Here is a 17,197-nt window from a genome sequence, read left to right on the forward strand (position 1 = left end):
ACCGATTTTGAGGGGGTCAATTACCTAATTTTCAGGGAAAAAGTCCCTGAATTTCCCCCTGATCACTCCCATATCTGGTACTTTTTGAGGGGAAAAAAGTCCAAAAGTCTTATCCAACAAGGTTTTTAGATTTATTCAGCAAGCCTTAATTAGGGTTTGCGGCAAAAAGTTTGTTGGTGGGGACAGGGTGTGGGGTGTGGGGTGTGGGGTGTGGGGTGTAGGTTTTTACAGCTTTTCATCTGGTCAATTACCTAATTTTTAGGGAAAAAGTCCCTGAATTTTCCCCCCGATCACTCCCAGATATGGTACTTTTTGATTGACAAAAAGTCTAAAAGTCTTACCCAACAAGGTTTTTAGCTTTATTCAGCCAACCCTAATTAATTTCTAAAAAATCTTGCAATTTTCTTAGATAAGTAGGGGCATCTTCTAACATGGGAAAGTGAGCGGTATTAGCCATCTCCACATACTGGATATTATTATTCAAATCCGCCGCCATTTTGCCCATTTTGGCAGGAATAATAATGTCTTTTTCCCCTGATACTAAAAGAGTTGGTACCTTAATCTCAGCAAATTTACCAGGCATAATTTCCACTGCCTTTTTACTCACAGATGTATAAATTGTGCCTAGGACGGCATCGTAATCCGCCGCTAAAAAATCTTCTAAAAAAGCAATTCTTTCTGATTTTGGGATCGATCGATGCAAAAATCTCGCCATAAATAATCGATCGGCAAAAGGTACTTTTAAAAACCAATCATAACGAAACTGTACCACATACTTACCGAATTTATGGAAGGCAGCAAAAGCCGCTTTATTATACTCAAAAATGCCATTACAGGTTAAAACTGCTTTGACCACTCTTTCGGGGTACATAGTAATAAAAAAAGTCGCCACCGATGCCCCCATAGAGTGACTATTGAGATAGATTTTTTCAATTTCCAAACTATCTAAAAACAAGGCCAAATCAAGGGCATATTCTTCTAAATCGTAGGAAAGATCGGGGGATTTTTCCGGCAATTTAGACCGACCAAAACCCCGCATATCGTACAATAAACAATCAAAGCGATCGCAAATTGCCGCAGCAGTTGATCGCCAATAGCGTCCCGATCCTCCCCAACCATGAATAAACACCATCACCGGCTTTTTCTCAACAGATTCCGATTGCCGAATCCACTCGTAATAGTGGGGAACACCGCGAACAGTGATTGTTTTATCGATTATTTGAGTTTTCATGATAGATGTCGTCTTCCAGATTATCCCAAATCTTAGCCAGTGCAGTTTCGCTGACTTTTTGCCAGAAATCCGAGTTTGTCTCCTCCGGGATAAGGGTGACTAAAACCCTAGTACCCTCTGGAATCGGCACAGATTCGAGGAGTTCGATCCGGCCTTCTTTGACGATCGCGGGAACGGTGTTCAGCATGGTTAACCTCGATTTTTCCCCTTAAGCGGATTCTTGACTGGGTAGAGAGGAAGGATGAACCAATAGATCCGCTGTAGAACGTTTTTCCACCATTTCGCGGGTGATTAAACATCGTTTCACGTCCTTGCGCGAGGGCAATTCGTACATGACATCGAGCATTAATTCCTCAACAATACCCCGTAGGGCCCGGGCCCCGGTTTTGCGACGATAGGCCTCTTGGGCGATCGCTAGTACGGCATCAGATTTAAACTCTAACTGTACATTGTCCATCTTCAACAGTTTTTGATACTGTTTCACCAAAGCGTTGCGGGGTTGGGTCAGGATAGCGATTAAAGCTTCCTCATCCAGGGGTGACAGGGCCGCTAGGATGGGAATCCGACCGACAAACTCTGGAATCATGCCAAATTTGACTAAATCATCGGGAGTCATTTGTTTTAATAACCCTGCCGCCACCTTATCCTTACTAGCTTGGCTATCTCCCGGTTGAATAAAGCCCATGGATTTTTTACCGAGACGCTGATCGATCACCTTATCTAAACCAACAAACGCCCCACCGCAGATAAACAGGATATTGCTGGTGTCAATCTGAATACAATCCTGATAGGGGTGTTTGCGGCCGCCTTGGGGGGGAACATTGGCGATCGTTCCCTCTAACATTTTCAGTAAAGCTTGCTGTACCCCTTCTCCGGACACATCCCGGGTAATCGAGGTATTTTCGCTCTTACGGGCAATTTTATCGATTTCATCGATGTAGATAATGCCCCGCTGCGCTTCTTCCACGTCTAAATCTGCCACTTGTAACAGACGCAAGAGAATATTTTCCACATCTTCCCCCACATAACCGGCCTCGGTTAAAGTGGTGGCATCAGCGACAGCAAAAGGTACATCGAGGATTTTAGCCAGAGTTTGAGCTAGAAGGGTTTTTCCCGATCCTGTGGGACCAATTAACAGAATATTGGATTTTTGCAGTTCGATGCTATCTTCTGGACTACCGCCACCGGCTTTTTGGGTTTGGATATCTTTGAGGCGTTTGTAATGGTTATAAACGGCCACCGAAAGCACTTTTTTCGCCTCATTTTGACCAATAACGTAGTCATCGAGGTGTTTTTTAATCTCTCTTGGTTTGGGAATTTGTTCCCAAGTGGTTTTGTTTTGGCCCGATCGCCGTTTGTTGGGACGTTCCTCCACTGGGGCGACCGGACTGGGCGGTTCCATCAATTCCTCATCGAGAATTTCGTTACACAGTTCCACACACTCGTCACAGATATAGACCCCCGGCCCGGCGATTAATTTTCGCACTTGTTCCTGGGATTTGCCGCAAAATGAACACTTGAGGTGGGAGTCGTACTTAGACATAGTTTATTTACAGGGAAGTAACGGGAACGGTAGGATCGGGCAGTTCGGGACGGGAAATCACCAGATCGATTAACCCATATTCTTTGGCTTCGACGGCCGACATGAAAAAGTCCCGTTCGGTGTCGTTAGCGATGCGATCGTAGGGTTGACCAGTGTGGTGAGCCAGCATGGTATTGAGTCTCTGTTTAATATAGAGGATCTCTTTGGCTTGGATGGCGATATCACTAGCTTGACCTTGGGCACCGCCGAGGGGTTGGTGAATCATGATCCGGCTACTGGGTAGGGACATCCGTTTACCTGCTGCGCCGCCACAAAGCAGGAATGCTCCCATACTAGCGGCTAAACCGAAACAAATTGTCGCCACGTCGGGGCGAATTTGTTGCATGGTGTCGTAGATAGCTAGTCCGGCATAAACGGAACCGCCGGGGGAGTTGATATAGAGTTGGATATCTTTTTCGGGATCTTCTGCCTCCAAGTAGAGGAGTTGGGCGACGATCGAATCAGCGACCTGATCATCGACGGGAGTTCCCAAAAAGACAATTCTCTCGCGCAAGAGTCGAGAATAGATATCAAAAGCCCGTTCACCCATGCCAGACTGTTCGATTACCACGGGTAAAACGTTAGCTAGGGAGTTTCTCCCCGTGTTGGCGTAGATAGCAGGGCGACAATTACTGGTAATTGGGTAGTCAGGTGATCTCGATTCGAGCATAATTTTTTCGGTTCCGCTATCACAATCTTAGGGGTTTTGCTTGGCTGTGGAGCTTTTATTGGCCAATGTTAAGCATCTTTAGCACTTCTGTCCATCTATTATGCCCTAAGTTTCCCCCGGTTGGCAGGAATCGGTTATCAGTTATCAGGAGATGGGGGAATGGGGGAATGGGGGAATTCAACTAATACCCCAAAACCCTAAAACCCTAACACCCCAACACCCCAACACGACTGCTAACTCCTTACGGTTATTCTTCCTCAGCCTCAGCTGCCAACACTTCCACTTCGGTGAATGCGAAGGTTTCTTCCGTTTCCTCATCCTCCCTTGTTTCTTCCTCTAGGGAACCTTTGGGGACGAGGGTGATAGTAGCTTTTTCTTTCAGCCATTCCAGGGTGTTTTCTGCCAGCATTTCTTCGGTGATCACCTGTTCCAGACGCTGCCTATCTATGTCGCGATCGGACAATTGGACCATGATTTTAGCGATTTTTTCCGTTACCGCTTCGGCACTGACTTCAATGCCGGCGACTTTAGCCAATTCCTGCACCACGAGAGTCTCTTTCAGACTTTCGATCGCATCGGGACGGGTGTTTTCCCGCATTTTGGGAATATTATCTTTTGTAAACAACTGGTTGACATCTAGCCCCATTTGTTGAAATTCCATGAAGCTTTGGGTCAAAATATGCGTCACTTCCTTTTCGATCAGCGTCTCCGGTAAATCTAAAGTCGCACCCTTGACCAATTCCTTGGTTAAAGCGTCATAAATGCTTTCTTTGGTTTCCTTCTCCGCTTGTTCTTGGAAACGTTTCTCTAAACTTGCTCTTAATTCGGCGATTGTTTCCTGATCGCTGACTTCTTGGGCAAAATCGTCGTCAAGCTCTGGTAATTCCTTTGCCTTTAACTCTTTCATCGTAATTGTAAAGATTACCGCTTTTGCTGCCACATCCTCTTTCGGATAATCTTCTGGGAAAGTTAAAGTCATCTCTTTGACTTCTTCCGGTTTCATGCCGATAATTCCTTCCACCATCCCCTCGATAAAGCGTCCTGCTTCCATATCCACCCGCAGATCTTCGCCGTCAATATCCGGGATATCTTCGCCAGTTTCGGCGGATTTTCCCCGATAATCAACGATCGCCACATCTCCCAGCTGCGCCCCGCGATCTTCCACGGGAACCAATGTCGCTAACTGTTCTTGACGCTCTTTAAACCAATTTTCCACGGATTCGGGATCATAAACGGTTTCTTCGGCAGTAACGCTCAGATTTTCGTAATCTCCGAGAATAATTGTCGGGGCCACATCCACGGAAACTGAAAAAGTCAAAGCTTTACCCGGTTCATAGGCAGCGATCAAATCCTCAAACTGAGACAATAGCTGGGGATTACCCAGGGACTGGATCCCCTCCTGTTTTAGGGCAGATTCGAGGCAATTTTCGATTAATTCCTCAATTACCGCCGCTTTTACCGCTTTAGTTCCCAATCTTTGCAGAAGAATCTGACGGGGAACCTTACCGGGGCGAAAACCGGGTATATTGGCCGACTTCGCTAAATTATTTACCACTTTCTCGTGGGTGTTTTTCGTGGTTTCGGCGGGAATTTCAATTTCTAAACCTATCTGACTGGCAGGAAGCTTTTCCTGAATAACTTTCATTGATTTTTCTAGCTCTTACGACAAGGAACGTTTATAATAGGGTGAGCGGTGTTTACGCCTGCGGTGGATCCGTCCCGCTCATGATATTCTAGGGGAATAGCTGCAGTTGCTCCCCAAGCTGTCACAATCTTTTTATTTTAGCGGTCAATGGGGTATATTTAATTTATTCCGTCCTTGGGGCAGTTAAGCCCAATCAGAAAATTTTGCTGATCAAAAGCCGATCAATCCAAGCTTGAGAATAACTCGGCGGACAAAAAAGATTTTTTACTGTAACGATTTCTTCAGACCATTATCATCACCCAACTCGTCAGGAGGTTACACAATTTGAGTCAAAAAGTACGGGTCGCTATTTTAGGGGCCACCGGGGCCGTGGGAACGGAATTACTAGAGTTATTAGCTAGTCGTCAATTCCCTCTCGCTAGTCTAAAATTACTGGCTTCCGAGCGTTCTGCTGGAAAAACCCTCGATTTTCAGGGCGAAAGTCTCCTCATCGAAGCGGTAAACGAGCGCTCTTTTCAGGACGTGGATATCGTTCTCGCTTCTGCGGGGGGAGCCACCTCAAAAGTTTGGGCGAAAACTATTGTCGAGTCGGGTGCGACGATTATCGATAACTCCAGCGCTTTTCGCATGAATCCCGAAGTGCCTCTGGTTGTCCCGGAAATCAATCCCGACAGTGTGGACAATCACCGGGGCATTATCGCTAATCCCAACTGTACGACAATTCTTTTAGGAGTGGCGATCTGGCCTCTCCACCAAGTACAGGCGATCGAGCGAGTAGTAGTTTCTACTTATCAGTCCGCTAGTGGTGCTGGGGCGCGAGCCATGGAGGAAGTAAAACAGCAAGCACAAGCAATTCTTGAGCATCGGCAACCTCCCACTAATTCCTTCCCCTATCCCCTCGCTTTTAATCTTTTTCCCCACAATACCCCGATTAATGGTCAGGGGTACTGCGAGGAAGAAATGAAAATGGTCAACGAAACCCGCAAGATTTTTGCTTGTCCAGAGCTGCGGGTTAGTGCCACCTGTGTACGGGTTCCCGTCCTGCGCGCCCATTCGGAATCGGTTAACCTAGAATTTAGTCGGCCTTTTTCTGTGGTGAAGGCTAGAGAAATTCTTCAGTCCGCTCCGGGGGTAAAATTAGTGGAAGATTGGGACGCTAATTATTTTCCCATGCCAATTGATGCTACCGGTCGCGATGAAGTATTAGTGGGACGCATTCGTCAAGATATCTCCCATCCTAACGGTCTAGAATTGTGGCTATGCGGCGATCAAATTCGCAAGGGTGCGGCTTTAAATGCCGTGCAAATTGCGGAACTTTTAGTCAAGAAAAATCTCGTCGGTTCAAGATTAGCAACAGTTTGATAATTAAGCTATCAGCCATCAGCTAGATCAAGGCGATAATAACTAGACCTCTGGTAAAAATCAAAAATTGTTGTTAGGGTTAGGAGTCAGTAGTCAGTAGTCAGTAGTCAGTAGTCAGTAGTCAGGAGGATTAAGAATGAGTAATAATCAATTAAATGGTCTATTTACAGACTTTAGGCAATTTAATCCTTATTTTTGCCGTTTTTGAATCCTCAAAAATTAATTATGCAAGAGGTTAACTAGAACGTAGGTTGGGTTGAAGCATGAAACCCAACGCCCGATTATGTTACGCCACCGCTAACCCATCCTACAAATAATTAAGTGGGTGGGTGGAATTAAATATAAGATGAACGTAGGTTGGGTTGAAGCATGAAACCCAACGCCTGATTATGTTACGCTACCGCTAAACCATCCTACAAATAACTAATTGTGCCTCCCTACTTAGGAGGATTGCCAGATTCTTTCTTTTGCCTCTTGCCTTCAGAAGTTGATAACTGATAACTGATAACTGATAACTGATAACTGATAACTGATAACTGATCAATGAGTGAAACATATTTTGGACGAGTAATTACGGCGATGGTGACACCCTTCACCGTCGAGGGTCAAGTTAATTATGCCCTGGTGGAAAAATTGGCCGATTATCTAGTTACCCACGGTAGCGATGGTATAGTGGTCTGTGGGACGACGGGAGAATCACCCACCCTAAGTTGGCAGGAAGAATACGAACTATTTAGTATTGTCAAAAAAGCGGTTAATGGTCGGGGAAAAGTGATTGCGGGGACGGGTTCTAATTGCACTTCCGAAGCGATCGAAGCGACCCAACAGGCTGCTAAACTGGGTTTAGATGGTTCTTTACAAGTGGTTCCCTACTACAATAAACCTCCCCAAGAGGGTTTATATGAGCATTTTTGCGCCATTGCCAAAGCTTGTCCCGATCTGCCAGTAATGCTTTATAATATACCTGGTCGCACGGGTCAAAATATGACCCCAGAAACGATTATTAAACTGGCAGCAGTTGATAATATTGTGGCGGTAAAAGAAGCTAGTGGTAATTTAGAACAAACCTGTAAGATTTACTGTCATACTCCTGAAAATTTCGCTATTTATTCCGGCGATGATTTTCTCACCTTACCCCTGATGACCTGTGGTGCGGTGGGAGTGGTCAGTGTTGCTAGTCATCTAGTGGGAGAAGAAATCCAAGGAATGATTCAAGCTTTCTTAACTGGAGATGCGGCCAAAGCGATCGAGATTAATTTGAAATTATTTCCCCTGTTTAAAGGTTTATTCTGTGCCACTAATCCAATTCCAATTAAAGCGGCCTTAAATCTAGTCGGTTGGGAAGTGGGGGGTCTAAGACTTCCTTTATGTTCCCTAAGTCCCGAGTTAGAAGAAGGATTAGCAAAAGTTATGCAAGAATTGGCTTTAATCTAGAAAAATACTAGAAAATTTGGCTCACTAAACTAGGATTTTTTCGAGAAATAGGTTATAATGTTAATAGCTTAACTAGAAAAAAATATAGTTTAGAACGGCTAGAAAGTATTGATATAAGTGAGTTTAGCTAGGTATTATTTTCCTAGCAAGAATTGTTCTAACTATTCATTTTTTGAGATTTCCCGTCCAAAAAAACCACCTGAAAAATCACCATAACTTACCATCAAAGGACACCTAATGAATCAAGATAAAACCCAAGCAAAACTAAAGATCATTCCCCTAGGAGGACTACACGAAATCGGCAAAAACACCTGTGTTTTTGAGTACGATGATGAGATTATTCTCCTGGATGCCGGTTTAGCTTTTCCTTCCGATGATATGCACGGGGTCAATGTAGTGCTTCCCGATATGACTTATCTAAGAGAAAATCGCCATAAAATTAAGGGTATGATCGTCACCCACGGTCACGAAGATCATATCGGTGGCATTCCCTACCATCTCAAACAATTTGATGTACCAATTATCTACGGTCCGCATCTAGCGATGGCTTTATTGCGGGATAAATTGGAAGAAGCAGGATTAGCAAATCGTACCAAATTAGAAACCGTAGTTCCCCGGCAAATGGTGCGTTTAGGTAAATCTTTCATGGTGGAATATATCCGCAATACCCACTCGATCGCCGATAGTTTTTGTGTAGCAATTCACACTCCTTTAGGGGTAGTTATTCACACAGGAGATTTTAAAATTGACCATACTCCCGTGGATGGCGAATTCTTTGATCTACAAAAAATTGCCGAACATGGCGAGAAAGGGGTGCTATGTTTATTGAGTGATTCCACTAACGCGGAAGTACCCGGTTATACTCCTTCGGAAGCTTCCGTTTATCCCGGGTTAGAGCGGGTTTTTAACCAAGCAACGGGACGGATTATGATCACTACCTTTGCCTCCTCAGTGCATCGGATTAATCTGGTGTTGAAATTGGCCCAGAAATTTAACCGGAAAGTGGTGGTAGTGGGTCGATCGATGTTAAATGTCATCGCTCATGCGCGCAATTTGGGGTATATAAAATGTCCCGACGATATATTTGAACCCCTGAAAGCGACCCGCAATTTAGCTGATGATAAAATCGTCATTTTAACCACAGGATCCCAGGGGGAACCTTTAGCGGCCATGACGCGGATTTCTAAGGGTGAACATCCTCATATTCGTGCGCGTCAGGGGGATACGATTGTCTTTTCCGCTAATCCGATTCCGGGTAATACGATCGCTGTGGTCAATACAATTGATCGCCTGATGATGCAGGGTGCTAACGTAGTTTACGGACGCGATAAGGGAATTCACGTTTCCGGCCATGGTTCCCAAGAAGACCATAAATTGATGCTATCTTTGACGCGGCCGAAGTTTTTTGTGCCAGTGCATGGAGAACACCGAATGCTGGTCAAACACGCTCAGATGGCCCAAAGTATGGGGATTCCCGCCGAAAATATGGTAATTGTCAAAAATGGTGACACGATCGAGTTAACTAGCGATCGCATTGGACTTGGCACACCAGTGCCTTCGGGAATCGAGTTAGTCGATCAAGCGGGTGTGGTTCACGAACACATTATGCAGGAAAGACAACAGTTAGCCGAAGATGGTGTGATTACGATCGCATCCTTCGTTAACAGTGAGGGACAATTAAGCGCACCCCCAGAGATTAATTTGCGCGGTGTGGTGACAAAAGTGGAAATCCCGCTGCTGAATCAGCTAATTATTCGGGCGATCGAACGCTGTTTAAGCGATCGCATCGGTGAATTTAAAACCGCCACGGGGTCCCCGGATTGGGCCGGTTTGCGGGCCGAAATCGAGACGACTTTGCAACGTTTAATCAAACGGGAGTTACAGAGTCAACCCCTAGTGATTTTTCTCCTGCAAGCGGCGGCAACGGAACCAGCGAACAATCGTACTTATCGCCGCCGCCGTCCCGCAGCTACCATGGCCTCCTAATAGCAGTGGGACAGGAGACTCCCAGACAGGAGACTCCCAGACAGGAGACTCCCAGACAGGAGACTCCGAGACAGGAGACAGGAGATTATTTTTATTTATCCTTCCCATCCCCCCACTTCCCCACTTCCCCACTTCCCCACTTCCCCACTTCCCCACTTCCCCACTCTCCCACTTCCCCACACCCCACACCCCACACCCCACACCCCACACCCCGCACCCCACTTCCCATTGATAACTGACCATGTTCCATGCTGCCGATTTGCGATCGCTGCTGACCGCCGTTGCCAGGGGAGAAATTAACCCGGAGACAGCCTTAGATAAACTTAAACATCTAGCCTTTGAACCGGTGGAAGACTTCGCTAAGATTGACCATCATCGTCAACTAAGAACGGGATTTCCGGAGGTTATCTGGGGGCCGGGTAAAACCACCGCTCAAATCGCCCAAATTATCAATGTTTTGCGTCAAAATAGTCCCGTGGTTATGGCCACCCGCATTGAAGCAGAGATAGCAGCCCAGCTACAGGAACAGGTGACAGACTTAGTTTATTATCCCTTAGCCCGCATCTGTGCCATTGCCGCAGCTGCCCCAGAAAATCCCCCAAAAGGGATAATTTCCATCCTAACGGCGGGAACTGCCGATATTCCCGTAGCGGAGGAGGCGGCGGTTACTGCTCAATTATGCGGTTTTTCCGTGCAGCGTCTTTGGGATGTGGGAGTAGCGGGAATTCATCGCCTCTTGAATCATCGCCATCTACTGGATGCTGCCGATGTGTTAATTGTTGTTGCGGGAATGGAAGGAGCCTTACCAAGTGTGGTAGCAGGATTAGTTGATCGCCCGGTGATCGCCGTTCCCACCAGTATCGGTTACGGAACCAGTTTCGGTGGTATTGCTCCTTTGTTAACTATGCTCAATTCCTGCGCGGTCGGCATCGGTGTGGTTAATATAGATAATGGTTTTGGGGCTGCCATGTTAGCCGGCCAAATTTTACGCACGGCGGCCAGATTAGCTTAGATTTTTACTCATCTCAGACTGGAAATCCTATACAGTTGGTATAGGGATAAACTACTTTGAAAAAGAAGCCGATATGCACCTAAGTGAAATTACTCATCCCAACCAGTTACATGGTTTATCACTCCGTCAATTAGAAGATATTGCCCGTCAGATTCGCGAAAAACACCTCCAGACGATCGCCGCTACCGGTGGACATTTAGGACCGGGGTTAGGAGTCGTAGAACTAACGATCGCCCTTTACCAAACCCTCGATCTCGATCGAGATAAAGTCCTTTGGGACGTGGGACACCAAGCTTATCCGCACAAACTCCTTACCGGTCGCTATAACGATTTTCACACCCTGCGCCAAAAAAACGGCGTTGCGGGCTATCTAAAACGTTGCGAGAGCAAATTTGACCATTTTGGGGCTGGACACGCCTCCACGAGCATTTCTGCGGGGTTAGGAATGGCTTTAGCCCGGGATGCCAAGGGGGAAGATTTCAAGGTGGTATCGATCATCGGGGACGGCGCTTTAACCGGGGGTATGGCCCTAGAGGCGATTAACCATGCTGGACATTTACCGAACACCAACATCATGGTTATCCTCAACGATAACGAGATGTCCATTTCCCCCAACGTCGGGGCAATTTCCCGCTATCTCAATAAAGTTCGTCTGAGCGAACCCGTCCAGTTTATCGCCGATAATCTCGAAGAACAATTTAAAAATCTACCCTTTTTCGGTGACTCCCTCACTCCCGAAATGGAACGAGTCAAAGAAGGAATGAAACGGTTAGCAGTTCCCAAAGTCGGCGCAGTGATTGAGGAATTGGGCTTTAAATATTTTGGCCCGATTGATGGTCATAATATTCCCGAATTAATCGCCACTTTTAAACAGGCCCATAAGGTCCACGGACCGGTTTTCGTCCACGTTGCCACCGTTAAAGGCAAAGGCTACGAATTAGCCGAAAAAGATCAAGTGGGTTATCATGCCCAAAATCCCTTTAATTTAGCCACGGGTAAACCGATTCCCTCCAGTAAACCGAAACCTCCCGCTTATTCCAAAGTTTTCGGGCATACTCTCACTAAATTAGCGGAAAATGACCCGCGCATTATCGGTATCACCGCCGCCATGGCCACGGGGACAGGATTAGATAAATTTCAGGCAAAACTGCCGAAACAGTACATCGATGTGGGAATTGCCGAACAACACGCCGTTACTCTCGCTGGTGGTCTTGCTTGCGAAGGAATGCGCCCGGTTGTCACTATTTACTCTACTTTCCTGCAGCGGGCTTTTGATCAGATTATTCATGATATCTGCATTCAAAATCTACCGGTTTTCTTCTGCATGGACCGGGCCGGTATTGTCGGGGCCGATGGACCGACCCACCAAGGGATGTACGATATCGCCTATCTGCGTTGTATCCCCAATATGACCATTATGGCCCCGAAAGATGAGGCGGAACTGCAAAGAATGGTGGTGACGGGGATTAATCATACCAGCGGCCCCATTGCCATGCGTTACCCCCGGGGCAACGGTTTAGGGGTTCCCCTGATGGAAGAGGGTTGGGAAGCTTTACCCATCGGTAAGGGCGAAATTCTCCGCAGTGGCGATGATATTCTCCTGTTGGGATACGGCACGATGGTCAACACTTCCCTACAGGTGGCCGAAATCCTCAGCGAACACGGCATCGAAGCCACAGTGGTTAATGCTCGTTTTGTCAAGCCCCTTGATACAGAACTTATCTTTCCCCTTGCCCAACGTCTTGGTAAAGTGGTGACTTTAGAAGAAGGTTGTTTGATGGGTGGTTTTGGTTCTGCGGTTTTGGAAGCTTTACAGGATGCTAATATTCTAGTTCCGGTCAAGCGTTTCGGGGTTCCCGATAAATTAGTGGACCACGCAACACCAGAGGAATCCTTCGCTGATTTGGGTTTAACCAGTCCCCAGATTGCCCAACAGGTTTTAGCGGCATTTTTTAGCCAAAAACAAACCGCTAACGTCGGTTAAAATCTCAAGATTAGCTTGGCCAGTTTTCCCGAAAAATTAGGGAAGACTGGTTTTTTTTGGTCTAGATAGTCAATGAAGACTGCCGGAAATAAATAGTGAGGGGAACGAACCACAGAGACACAAAGGACACAAAGATCGATCACTACTATATAAGTTAAATTTATCACACAAAGAATAAGAGAGTCCAGTAGCTTTAAGAGCATCAGCCATGAGTTGGTCATCAATGACAGTGTTAGTTCTCGTAGTATCCCTAGTTGTGTATAGTAGATTAAACCCCTTGCATAATTAATTTGTGAGGGTTCAAAAATGAGAAAAAAGGTTAAATTTTGTCAAGAAATTGCTTGAAGTTTTGTAAAGTAACTTGACTTAAAGACAGAATTGTGCATAGTAGAAGTAGGCGGAGAGAAGATTGGACGATTACAAGCAACTGAATTACCTATGGAAAACCAACTTTGGCAGCGAATCACACTCGATTTAAATATCTGTCATGGCAAACCTTGCCTTCGAGGATTGCGTTATCCTGTTGAATTTATCCTAGAATTACTTAGTTCTGGCATGAGTATCGAAGATATTTTAGCCGACTACGATGATTTGGAACGGGAGGATATTCTAGCGGCGTTATTGTTTGCCACTCGATTAACTCAGGTAAAAAGCATCTACCAAATTGCACCATGAACTTTTTAGTCGATGCCCAATTGCCAGTTCGTTTAGCCCGTTTTTTGCAAGCTGCTGGTCATGATACAATTCATACTAAAGATTTACCCCAACAAAATGCCACGACAGATACAGAAATTAACGCTCTTTCAATTAAACAAAATCGTATTGTTATTACCAAAGACACAGATTTTCTCGATTCATTTTTGATTAATCAAGAACCTTATAAGCTTCTGCTAGTGACTACGGGTAACATTACGAATGTTGAATTAGAAGCATTATTTCAGAATAATCTACCCCAAATAAAAGCACTTTTTACTCAACATTCCTTAATAGAAATGAGTCGCAACTCAATCATCGTTCATCAATAATTTTACGCGGGGTGCTGTGTATGGTTTCATCAGTTCATCTTATGGCTTCTGGCTGGGATTTAGCAGTTAATAACCGCAATGGTCAACTCGCTCTTGTGGTTGAGGTCAAGTGCAAAACCAACGTATCCCAAGAATGGGCGGCAAAACTCCGACGCAATATTCTGGCACACGGTACTTTTGCCAAGGCTCCCTATTTTTTGCTGGTCTTTCCTGACAGATTTTACTTATGGAGTAATGTTGGGGCTTTTCAGGAGCAGAGTGAACCTAGTTATATGATTGATGCCAGTCCCATTCTTCAGCCTTATTTTCAACGAGCAGGGGTAACGAATGACCAAATTAGTAGGCAAAGTCTTGAACTAATTGTTGCTTCTTGGTTGGGAGAGATTATTTATTCTGAAAAGCCGCCTGAAGCTCTCGATGATTCTCAGCGTTGGTTGATTGATTCAGGGTTGTATGCTGCTTTAGCTGGGGGAAAATTTCAGCGTGAGGCAGCGGCGTGAATATCTATGTTGAAACAAATTTTGTTTTAGAGCTAACCTTCGAGCAAGAGCAGTGTCTAAGCTGTGAGCAGATTCTGCAACTTTGTGAAACAGGACAAGCCAAACTAATTATTCCAGCATATAGTCTAGCTGAACCTCACGAAAAACTGACTCGTCAAGCAAAGAGTCGTCGGGAACTTCAACAGTTACTAGATACTGAGTTACGTCAACTTTCACGCACAGCTTCTTATGCAAGTCGGATCAAGAGTATTCAAGATATTGCTAGTTTAATGGTGCAAAGCAATGAAGAAGAACGACATCGTTTTAATAAATATCGAGAACGCCTCCTCAAGGTAGGAGAAATTGTGGCACTTACTGCTGATATTTTAATCGAAGCAGCATCTTATGAAAAGATATATGATTTAACGCCACAAGATGCTCTTGTCTATGCCTCGGTACTTCATCATTTACGACGTTATCAGCCACAGCAGGCGTGTTTTTTGAATCGAAACTCAAAAGACTTTGATAGTCCTGACATTGTTGAAGAACTGAATCAATTCAACTGTAGGATGATTCCCCGATTTGATCGTGGTTACAGTTTTCTTCAGTCGCAGTTATCGTCCTAGTAGCTGAGATCAAGCTTTTCGGTTGAGTTGAGCGCTTTAATACTTAGGAGAAAACTGCTCGATTCAATAATTTGAGCGAAACCCAACATTCTTTAACGACATCGTAAGAATCATTGATTGTGCCTCATTTCCTCAAGGTTTCCTTCCCATTTAAGCTTACCTTTAAAGGCTTTAATTTTCTCCTGTTGTTTGAGCCGAATCAAAGTCTTAAGACCCAATTCAACAACTTCTTGTTTAGTCTTTAAACCAGTAGCTTTAAGAGCATCAGCCATGAGTTGGTCATCAATGATAATGTTAGTCATCATCCTATCCCTAGTTGTGTATAGTAGATTGTTAATATACACATTATATAGGGTTTGCTGAATAAATGTGAGATGTAAGCAAGGTAGAGATTTTGTGGCTTTTCTCGCTCCCACAGGTGCAAGATTGTGAGAGAATCGTCGTTCAAAATCTTGCGTCTTTATCGGCCCGCGTCCTGTAGGGGCGAAGCATTCGGACAATAACCTATCGGTGAAACTGTAGATTTTCTATCCGAATGCTTCGCCCGTACTTTTTGCCGCATACCCTATTTAGTAGAAAACTGCTCGATTCAATAATTTGATCCAAAACCCAACATTTTTAAAGACATCGGTGCAGTTTCCCGCAAGCGTCGCTCATTTTTGATAGACAAAAGTTATTGCTGTCACCCCCAACACAAGTTTACTGTCCCACCCGCCAAATTTTGATAGTATTGTCCCAACTCCCACTAGCTAAATAGCGTCCATCGGGACTATATACTACTGACCAAACCACCTTAGAATGACCAGTAAGGGTACGCAATTCTCTTTCAGTTGCCACCTCCCAAATTTTGATAGTATTGTCCCAACTACCACTAGCTAAATAGCGGCCATCGGGACTATATACCACTGAATAAACACTACCAGAATGACCAGTAAGGGTACGCAATTCTCTTTCAGTTGCTACCTCCCAAATTTTGATAGTTTTGTCACTACTACCACTAGCTAAATAGCGGCCATCGGGACTATATACCACTGACCTAACCACATCAGAATGACCAGTAAGAGTACGCAATTGTTTTCCGGTTGCTACTTCCCAAATTTTGATAGTATTGTCCCAACTACCACTAGCTAAATAGCGGCCATCGGGACTATATACCACTGACTCAACCCCGCGAGAATGACCAGTAAGGGTACGCAATTCTTTTCCCGTTGCTACCTCCCAAATTTTGATAGTATTGTCCCAACTCCCACTAGCTAAATAGCGTCCATCGGGACTATATACTACTGATTGAACTGAGTCAGAATGACCAGTTAGGCTTTTATCTAAGAAGCGAAGACTAGATAAATCAGATATTAATAATTGAGGACTAGCAGGAAACTTTTCATATTTAAAATAACCGTAAGCTTGCGTTATTCCTACTCCTAATAACAAAACGCCACTGAGTGCTATTAATCCATTTCTCTGATTATTATTTTTAACCGGTTGTGCTGGTGTTTTTTTGGGTACAGCTACGGGTGAAACCGGCGGAGAAGGATTAATCTTAGGAATAACTGGCGATTGTTTTTGAGTTACAACAGGCTGCGGATTTGGTGGTGGTGGAGATGGTCTATTAGGAGTTATAGGAGGTAACTTTAATTGCCGTTCAATCTGATCTAAACGTTGTAAAATAACCCTAGTATTAGCCGGTCTATTCTTTGGCAATCTTCCCATCAACTCATCAATAAAATCCAACAATAACGGGTGAATATTTTCCGTTTCTTCTCGCCAAGGTAAAACATCATTAATCGGATCATAAATTTCTAAGGGATGTTTTCCCGTTAATAAATGCACAAAAGTTCGTCCTAAAGCATGAAAGTCTGATTGAATCACCGCTTGACCATGTTGTTGTTCATTGGCTGTATATCCGGCTGAGGTAATACCTGTTACCTGTTGACCTTTTACCTTTTGATGATAGGTTTGGGTTTCTTCCCTTGCTGTCCCAAAATCAATTAACACCAACTCGCCACTATTCCGCAGCATGATATTAGGGGGTTTAATATCTCGATGCAGCCAATTCTGTTGATGAATTTTATCGAGAATTAAAGTAATTTCTCTCAGCCATTTTAAGGCTCGTTTTTGACTTAACTTATCATACTGCTTTAGCCACTGTTCTAAATTAATC

At 44.7% G+C, this 17,197-nt stretch carries 18 protein-coding genes; 10 read left to right on the forward strand and 8 right to left on the reverse strand.

Annotated elements, in window-relative coordinates; all coding sequences use genetic code 11:
* Positions 1-373: 373 nt before the first annotated feature.
* The 5 genes from O9290_RS25015 to tig form a co-directional block, all read right to left on the reverse strand.
* Positions 374-1,231, reverse strand: coding sequence for an alpha/beta fold hydrolase (locus O9290_RS25015; protein WP_002758594.1), 858 nt, complete (start codon positions 1,229-1,231; stop codon positions 374-376).
* A complete protein-coding gene (locus O9290_RS25020; protein ID WP_002752152.1) occupies positions 1,209-1,418 on the reverse strand; it encodes a hypothetical protein in 210 nt (69 codons plus the stop codon). Before O9290_RS25020 ends, O9290_RS25015 begins: the two co-directional genes overlap by 23 nt.
* A gap of 21 nt (positions 1,419-1,439) precedes the next feature.
* Positions 1,440-2,774 (reverse strand): ATP-dependent protease ATP-binding subunit ClpX, encoded by a 1,335-nt coding sequence (gene clpX / locus O9290_RS25025; RefSeq protein ID WP_002758596.1) that lies wholly within the window; start codon positions 2,772-2,774, stop codon positions 1,440-1,442.
* Positions 2,775-2,781: 7 nt separating this feature from the next.
* Positions 2,782-3,483, reverse strand: coding sequence for an ATP-dependent Clp endopeptidase proteolytic subunit ClpP (gene clpP, locus O9290_RS25030; protein ID WP_002736918.1), 702 nt, complete (start codon positions 3,481-3,483; stop codon positions 2,782-2,784).
* Positions 3,484-3,730: 247 nt separating this feature from the next.
* Positions 3,731-5,128 carry a trigger factor gene (gene tig, locus O9290_RS25035; RefSeq protein WP_288055424.1) on the reverse strand — a complete coding sequence of 466 codons (1,398 nt, stop codon included), beginning with the start codon at positions 5,126-5,128 and terminating at the stop codon, positions 3,731-3,733.
* A gap of 324 nt (positions 5,129-5,452) precedes the next feature.
* Here tig and O9290_RS25040 point away from each other — a divergent pair, with 324 nt between their 5' ends.
* The 6 genes from O9290_RS25040 to dxs all read left to right on the forward strand — a co-directional run bounded on the left by O9290_RS25040 (position 5,453) and on the right by dxs (position 12,906).
* Entirely contained in the window at positions 5,453-6,490 is a 1,038-nt protein-coding gene (locus O9290_RS25040) for an aspartate-semialdehyde dehydrogenase (protein ID WP_288055425.1), read from the forward strand.
* Positions 6,491-7,033: 543 nt separating this feature from the next.
* A complete protein-coding gene (gene dapA, locus O9290_RS25045; protein WP_002758601.1) occupies positions 7,034-7,924 on the forward strand; it encodes a 4-hydroxy-tetrahydrodipicolinate synthase in 891 nt (296 codons plus the stop codon).
* Between the two features lie 237 nt (positions 7,925-8,161).
* Entirely contained in the window at positions 8,162-9,910 is a 1,749-nt protein-coding gene (locus tag O9290_RS25050; RefSeq protein WP_002758603.1) for a ribonuclease J, read from the forward strand.
* Positions 9,911-9,915: 5 nt separating this feature from the next.
* On the forward strand, positions 9,916-10,149 hold the full coding sequence (locus O9290_RS25055) for a hypothetical protein (protein ID WP_288087645.1): 234 nt from the start codon (positions 9,916-9,918) through the stop codon (positions 10,147-10,149).
* A 2-nt stretch (positions 10,150-10,151) separates the two neighbouring features.
* Entirely contained in the window at positions 10,152-10,922 is a 771-nt protein-coding gene (gene larB, locus O9290_RS25060) for a nickel pincer cofactor biosynthesis protein LarB (RefSeq protein WP_002758604.1), read from the forward strand.
* A gap of 73 nt (positions 10,923-10,995) precedes the next feature.
* The gene (gene dxs / locus O9290_RS25065; protein WP_288055545.1) at positions 10,996-12,906 is read left to right on the forward strand and encodes a 1-deoxy-D-xylulose-5-phosphate synthase; all 1,911 of its coding nucleotides are present in this window, start codon (positions 10,996-10,998) and stop codon (positions 12,904-12,906) included.
* A 69-nt stretch (positions 12,907-12,975) separates the two neighbouring features.
* Here dxs and O9290_RS28325 read toward each other — a convergent pair whose 3' ends face one another.
* A complete protein-coding gene (locus O9290_RS28325) occupies positions 12,976-13,116 on the reverse strand; it encodes a hypothetical protein (RefSeq protein ID WP_002758606.1) in 141 nt (46 codons plus the stop codon).
* Between the two features lie 228 nt (positions 13,117-13,344).
* On the opposite strand from O9290_RS28325, the gene O9290_RS25070 reads away from it, so the two are divergent.
* From O9290_RS25070 to O9290_RS25085, 4 genes are read left to right on the forward strand one after another with little or no spacing between them, the layout of a single operon-like run.
* Positions 13,345-13,581, forward strand: coding sequence for a DUF433 domain-containing protein (locus tag O9290_RS25070; protein WP_002758607.1), 237 nt, complete (start codon positions 13,345-13,347; stop codon positions 13,579-13,581).
* Complete coding sequence (locus O9290_RS25075; protein ID WP_002758608.1) at positions 13,578-13,931, forward strand: DUF5615 family PIN-like protein; 354 nt, start codon at positions 13,578-13,580, stop codon at positions 13,929-13,931. Before O9290_RS25070 ends, O9290_RS25075 begins: the two co-directional genes overlap by 4 nt.
* Positions 13,932-13,951: 20 nt before the next feature.
* Positions 13,952-14,431, forward strand: coding sequence for a hypothetical protein (locus tag O9290_RS25080; protein ID WP_008207308.1), 480 nt, complete (start codon positions 13,952-13,954; stop codon positions 14,429-14,431).
* A complete protein-coding gene (locus O9290_RS25085) occupies positions 14,428-15,036 on the forward strand; it encodes a PIN domain-containing protein (RefSeq protein ID WP_002752169.1) in 609 nt (202 codons plus the stop codon). Before O9290_RS25080 ends, O9290_RS25085 begins: the two co-directional genes overlap by 4 nt.
* A 110-nt stretch (positions 15,037-15,146) precedes the next feature.
* Here the strand turns inward: O9290_RS25085 and O9290_RS25090 are convergent, their stop codons facing one another.
* Both O9290_RS25090 and O9290_RS25095 read right to left on the reverse strand, forming a co-directional pair.
* Positions 15,147-15,341, reverse strand: a complete 195-nt coding sequence (locus tag O9290_RS25090; protein WP_002752171.1) for a type II toxin-antitoxin system VapB family antitoxin — start codon at positions 15,339-15,341, stop codon at positions 15,147-15,149.
* Between the two features lie 394 nt (positions 15,342-15,735).
* The coding region (locus tag O9290_RS25095; protein ID WP_288087647.1) for a WD40 repeat domain-containing serine/threonine-protein kinase at positions 15,736-17,197 on the reverse strand (1,462 nt) is incomplete at its 5' end.

Source organism: Microcystis sp. LE19-41.2A (assembly GCF_027530405.1).
Lineage (GTDB): Bacteria > Cyanobacteriota > Cyanobacteriia > Cyanobacteriales > Microcystaceae > Microcystis > Microcystis aeruginosa.

Excerpts from the sequence above, each read along its gene's own strand:
- clpP (WP_002736918.1), bottom strand. The coding sequence starts at position 3,483 with ATGCTCGAATCGAGATCACCTGACTACCCAATTACCAGTAATTGTCGC.
- dapA (WP_002758601.1), top strand. The coding sequence starts at position 7,034 with ATGAGTGAAACATATTTTGGACGAGTAATTACGGCGATGGTGACACCC.
- larB (WP_002758604.1), top strand. The coding sequence starts at position 10,152 with ATGTTCCATGCTGCCGATTTGCGATCGCTGCTGACCGCCGTTGCCAGG.
- clpX (WP_002758596.1), bottom strand. The coding sequence starts at position 2,774 with ATGTCTAAGTACGACTCCCACCTCAAGTGTTCATTTTGCGGCAAATCC.
- O9290_RS25070 (WP_002758607.1), top strand. The coding sequence starts at position 13,345 with ATGGAAAACCAACTTTGGCAGCGAATCACACTCGATTTAAATATCTGT.
- O9290_RS25050 (WP_002758603.1), top strand. The coding sequence starts at position 8,162 with ATGAATCAAGATAAAACCCAAGCAAAACTAAAGATCATTCCCCTAGGA.
- O9290_RS28325 (WP_002758606.1), bottom strand. The coding sequence starts at position 13,116 with ATGGCTGATGCTCTTAAAGCTACTGGACTCTCTTATTCTTTGTGTGAT.
- O9290_RS25075 (WP_002758608.1), top strand. The coding sequence starts at position 13,578 with ATGAACTTTTTAGTCGATGCCCAATTGCCAGTTCGTTTAGCCCGTTTT.
- O9290_RS25080 (WP_008207308.1), top strand. The coding sequence starts at position 13,952 with ATGGTTTCATCAGTTCATCTTATGGCTTCTGGCTGGGATTTAGCAGTT.
- O9290_RS25015 (WP_002758594.1), bottom strand. The coding sequence starts at position 1,231 with ATGAAAACTCAAATAATCGATAAAACAATCACTGTTCGCGGTGTTCCC.
- O9290_RS25020 (WP_002752152.1), bottom strand. The coding sequence starts at position 1,418 with ATGCTGAACACCGTTCCCGCGATCGTCAAAGAAGGCCGGATCGAACTC.
- dxs (WP_288055545.1), top strand. The coding sequence starts at position 10,996 with ATGCACCTAAGTGAAATTACTCATCCCAACCAGTTACATGGTTTATCA.
- tig (WP_288055424.1), bottom strand. The coding sequence starts at position 5,128 with ATGAAAGTTATTCAGGAAAAGCTTCCTGCCAGTCAGATAGGTTTAGAA.
- O9290_RS25090 (WP_002752171.1), bottom strand. The coding sequence starts at position 15,341 with ATGATGACTAACATTATCATTGATGACCAACTCATGGCTGATGCTCTT.